Below are 3,672 nucleotides of genomic sequence, written 5' to 3'. Positions count from 1 at the left end.
CCGGCACCTTGCGCAGGTTGTCGGCGTTCATCTCACGCAGGGTCTGCACGGCTGCCAGCACGCCTTGCGCGGCCGGCCCGTGCTGTTCCCCAACTTTTCGCTCGGCGAAGAGTATGAACATGCGCCGCCGGCGACGAATCGCCAAATCTCACCGTATCTCCCGAGCGGACGATTTCGCACCGGTCTGCCCGTCGAAGGGCTTGCGATCGAACGGGGCGACCTTTTCTATGCATGTCCGCGAGCCAGCGTCTTTTATGGCACGGCGCTCGACGCCGACCTTCGGACGCGCGGCGTAAGCACGCTTGTCATGGCCGGGATAAGCACCACCGGCGTTGTTCTTTCAAGCGTCGCCTGGGCTAGTGATGCGGACTACGACGTGCGTTTGGTCCAGGACTGCTGCTACGACCCGGATCGGGATGCCCACGAAGCTCTGTTGCGTTCCGGGTTCGGCGGACGTGTACAGGTCGTGTAATTTTCGGGCCTCGCATGATCGCGGCCATAGCCGCAGGTGGATTGGTGCGAGGCAGGGCCAGTCCAAGTCAGGGTGCGGTCATCGCGGCGCCTGCAACTCTCAAAAACCCATCGCCGTAGCGGAGGTCTTGTAATCGCATGTCATTACGCACGCCCGATTTATTGTTCACAGCGATAGCACCTGCCATTTGGGGCAGCACCTACATTGTCACCACCCAATACCTGCCGAACTTCTCACCGATGACGGTCGCGATGCTGCGGGCGTTGCCGGCGGGTTTATTGCTCGTGATGATCGTCCGACAGATTCCAACGGGAATCTGGTGGATGCGCATCTTCATCCTCGGCGCACTTAATATTTCGCTATTCTGGAGCTTGTTGTTTATTTCGGTCTACCGCCTGCCGGGCGGGGTCGCGGCGACGGTAGGCGCTGTGCAGCCGCTGATGGTCGTGTTCATCTCTGCCGCTCTGCTAGGTAGCCCGATACGATTGATGGCGGTCCTGGGGGCTATTTGCGGAACTGCGGGCGTGGCGCTGTTGGTGTTGACACCAAACGCAGCGCTAGATCCTGTCGGCGTCGCAGCGGGCCTGGCGGGGGCGGTTTCCATGGCGTTCGGAACCGTGCTGACCCGCAAGTGGCAACCTCCCGTGCCTCTGCTCACCTTTACCGCCTGGCAACTGGCGGCCGGAGGACTTCTGCTCGTTCCAGTAGCTTTAGTGTTTGATCCGCCAATCCCGATGCCTACAGGAACCAATGTTCTCGGCCTGGCGTGGCTCGGCCTGATCGGAGCGGGTTTAACCTACTTCCTTTGGTTCCGGGGGATCTCGCGACTCGAACCTACAGTTGTTTCCTTACTGGGCTTTCTCAGCCCGGGGACCGCCGTGTTGCTAGGATGGTTGTTCTTGGATCAGACGCTGAGTGCGCTTCAAATCATCGGCGTCCTGCTCGTGATCGGGAGTATCTGGCTGGGCCAACGTTCCAACCGCACTCCTAGGGCGCGTATAGCTTGCCGGAAGTCGCCTTGACCCGCATGGCATAGGCCTATCGTTTCCACGATCAGCGATCGGCTCGTTGCCCTGCGCCGCTCCAAAGCCCGCGACGCAGCGCCGGCAGGCAGAGCAAGTAGAGGGCAGCGCCTGCAATCCATGCCCACCCGTTCCACGTTGTTATAGAAGCCGCATAGATCGCCGTGAAGAGGAGGGGTCCGACGATCGAGGTCAGGCTGGTGAGCGCCGCCAGTGAGCCTTGCAGCTGCCCCTGACGTTCCTCATCCACCTGCCTGGACAACATTGCTTGCAGCGCCGGCATTCCGATGCCACCCGAAGCAAGCAGGACCATGATCGGGAACGCCATCCATCCCCGTGTCGCGAAGGCAAGCAGGATGTAGCCTGTGCCGTCGGCAATCATTCCGAGCATGAGTGCCCGCCTTTCGCCGAGCCGGGCGGCTACAGGGCCGGTGATCATTGCCTGGGCGAGTGAATGCAGAATGCCAAATGCGGCAAGCGAAATGCCGATCGTGGTCGCGTCCCAGTGAAAGCGATCCTCGCCGAAAATGACCCAAAGCGCGGCCGGCACCTGTCCGACAAGTTGCATGATGAAGAAGACCGCCATCAGGGCGGCGACGACGGTCATGCCCCGGGCCCACCGGAACGAAGCGAGCGGGTTGAGAGCCTCCCGGCGTAACGGCCGGCGTTCGCCTTTGTGCGACTCCGGCAAAAGGAAACAGCCCGTCAGGAAATTGAGGCCGTTCAAGGCTGCCGCGGCGAAGAACGGAGCGTGGGGGGAGAAACCGCCCATCAGCCCACCGAGCACAGGTCCCGCGACCATCCCGAACCCGAAACAGGCGCTCATGAAGCCGAAGTGCCGCGCGCGCTCATCGCCATCAGTGATATCGGCAATATAAGCGCCGGCTACCGCCCCAGTCGCCCCGGTGATGCCGGCCACGATCCGCCCGATATAGAGAACCCAAAGGAAAGGCGCCGTCGCCATGATGGCGTAGTCGACAGCAGCGCCGGCCAGCGAGACGAGCAAGACCGGCCGCCGCCCGAAACGATCCGACAGCGCGCCCAGCACAGGTGCGCAGGCAAATTGCATCAACGCATACAGCGCCAGCAGAATGCCATAGTGGGCGGTGACGTCGTTCGAGTGAACCAGATCGCGCAGGAGGCCCGGCAGCACCGGCATAATCAGGCCGATGCCGACAGCGTCGAGCGCGACAGTGCTCAGAATTACGATCAGGGGTCTGTTGGGTTTCACGTCTGGCCTCCGGACCAGCCTCCGCTGGTCCGATTGAACGCGCGGATTCTTTATCACTGATAAGTTGGTGGACATATTATGTTTATCAGTGATAAAGTGTCAAGCATGACAAAGTTGCAGCCGAATACAGTGATCCGTGCCGCCCTGGACCTGTTGAACGAGGTCGGCGTAGACGGTCTGACGACACGCAAACTGGCGGAACGGTTGGGGGTTCAGCAGCCGGCGCTTTACTGGCACTTCAGGAACAAGCGGGCGCTGCTCGACGCACTGGCCGAAGCCATGCTGGCGGAGAATCATACGCATTCGGTGCCGAGAGCCGACGACGACTGGCGCTCATTTCTGATCGGGAATGCCCGCAGCTTCAGGCAGGCGCTGCTCGCCTACCGCGATGGCGCGCGCATCCATGCCGGCACGCGACCGGGCGCACCGCAGATGGAAACGGCCGACGCGCAGCTTCGCTTCCTCTGCGAGGCGGGTTTTTCGGCCGGGGACGCCGTCAATGCGCTGATGACAATCAGCTACTTCACTGTTGGGGCCGTGCTTGAGGAGCAGGCCGGCGACAGCGATGCCGGCGAGCGCGGCGGCACCGTTGAACAGGCTCCGCTCTCGCCGCTGTTGCGGGCCGCGATAGACGCCTTCGACGAAGCCGGTCCGGACGCAGCGTTCGAGCAGGGACTCGCGGTGATTGTCGATGGATTGGCGAAAAGGAGGCTCGTTGTCAGGAACGTTGAAGGACCGAGAAAGGGTGACGATTGATCAGGACCGCTGCCGGAGCGCAACCCACTCACTACAGCAGAGCCATGTAGACAACATCCCCTCCCCCTTTCCACCGCGTCAGACGCCCGTAGCAGCCCGCTACGGGCTTTTTCAGGCACTGTTGCAAATAGTCGGTGGTGATAAACTTATCATCCCCTTTTGCTGATGGAGCTGCACATGAACCCATTCAA

At 61.5% G+C, this 3,672-nt stretch carries 4 protein-coding genes; 3 read left to right on the top strand and 1 reads right to left on the bottom strand.

Going from position 1 to position 3,672, the window contains the following annotated elements:
- On the top strand, window positions 1–472 hold a 472-nt coding region (locus tag K5R89_RS26680), incomplete at its 5' end, for an isochorismatase family cysteine hydrolase (protein ID WP_223170111.1).
- A 137-nt stretch (window positions 473–609) separates the two neighbouring features.
- A complete protein-coding gene (locus tag K5R89_RS26675) occupies window positions 610–1,494 on the top strand; it encodes a DMT family transporter (RefSeq protein ID WP_000058717.1) in 885 nt (294 codons plus the stop codon).
- A gap of 31 nt (window positions 1,495–1,525) precedes the next feature.
- Here the strand turns inward: K5R89_RS26675 and tet(A) are convergent, their stop codons facing one another.
- A complete protein-coding gene (tet(A), locus tag K5R89_RS26670) occupies window positions 1,526–2,725 on the bottom strand; it encodes a tetracycline efflux MFS transporter Tet(A) (protein ID WP_000804064.1) in 1,200 nt (399 codons plus the stop codon).
- 105 nt (window positions 2,726–2,830) lie between these two features.
- Between tet(A) and tetR(A) the strand changes: the two genes are divergently transcribed.
- Complete coding sequence (gene tetR(A), locus K5R89_RS26665; RefSeq protein ID WP_000164043.1) at window positions 2,831–3,481, top strand: tetracycline resistance transcriptional repressor TetR(A); 651 nt, start codon at window positions 2,831–2,833, stop codon at window positions 3,479–3,481.
- The last annotated feature ends 191 nt before the right edge of the window (window positions 3,482–3,672 follow it).

The organism is Klebsiella sp. TF21-TM, from assembly GCF_019753495.1.
GTDB classification, from domain to species: Bacteria; Pseudomonadota; Gammaproteobacteria; order Enterobacterales; family Enterobacteriaceae; genus Klebsiella; species Klebsiella quasipneumoniae.
This window is presented reverse-complemented; position numbering and strand designations above follow the sequence as displayed.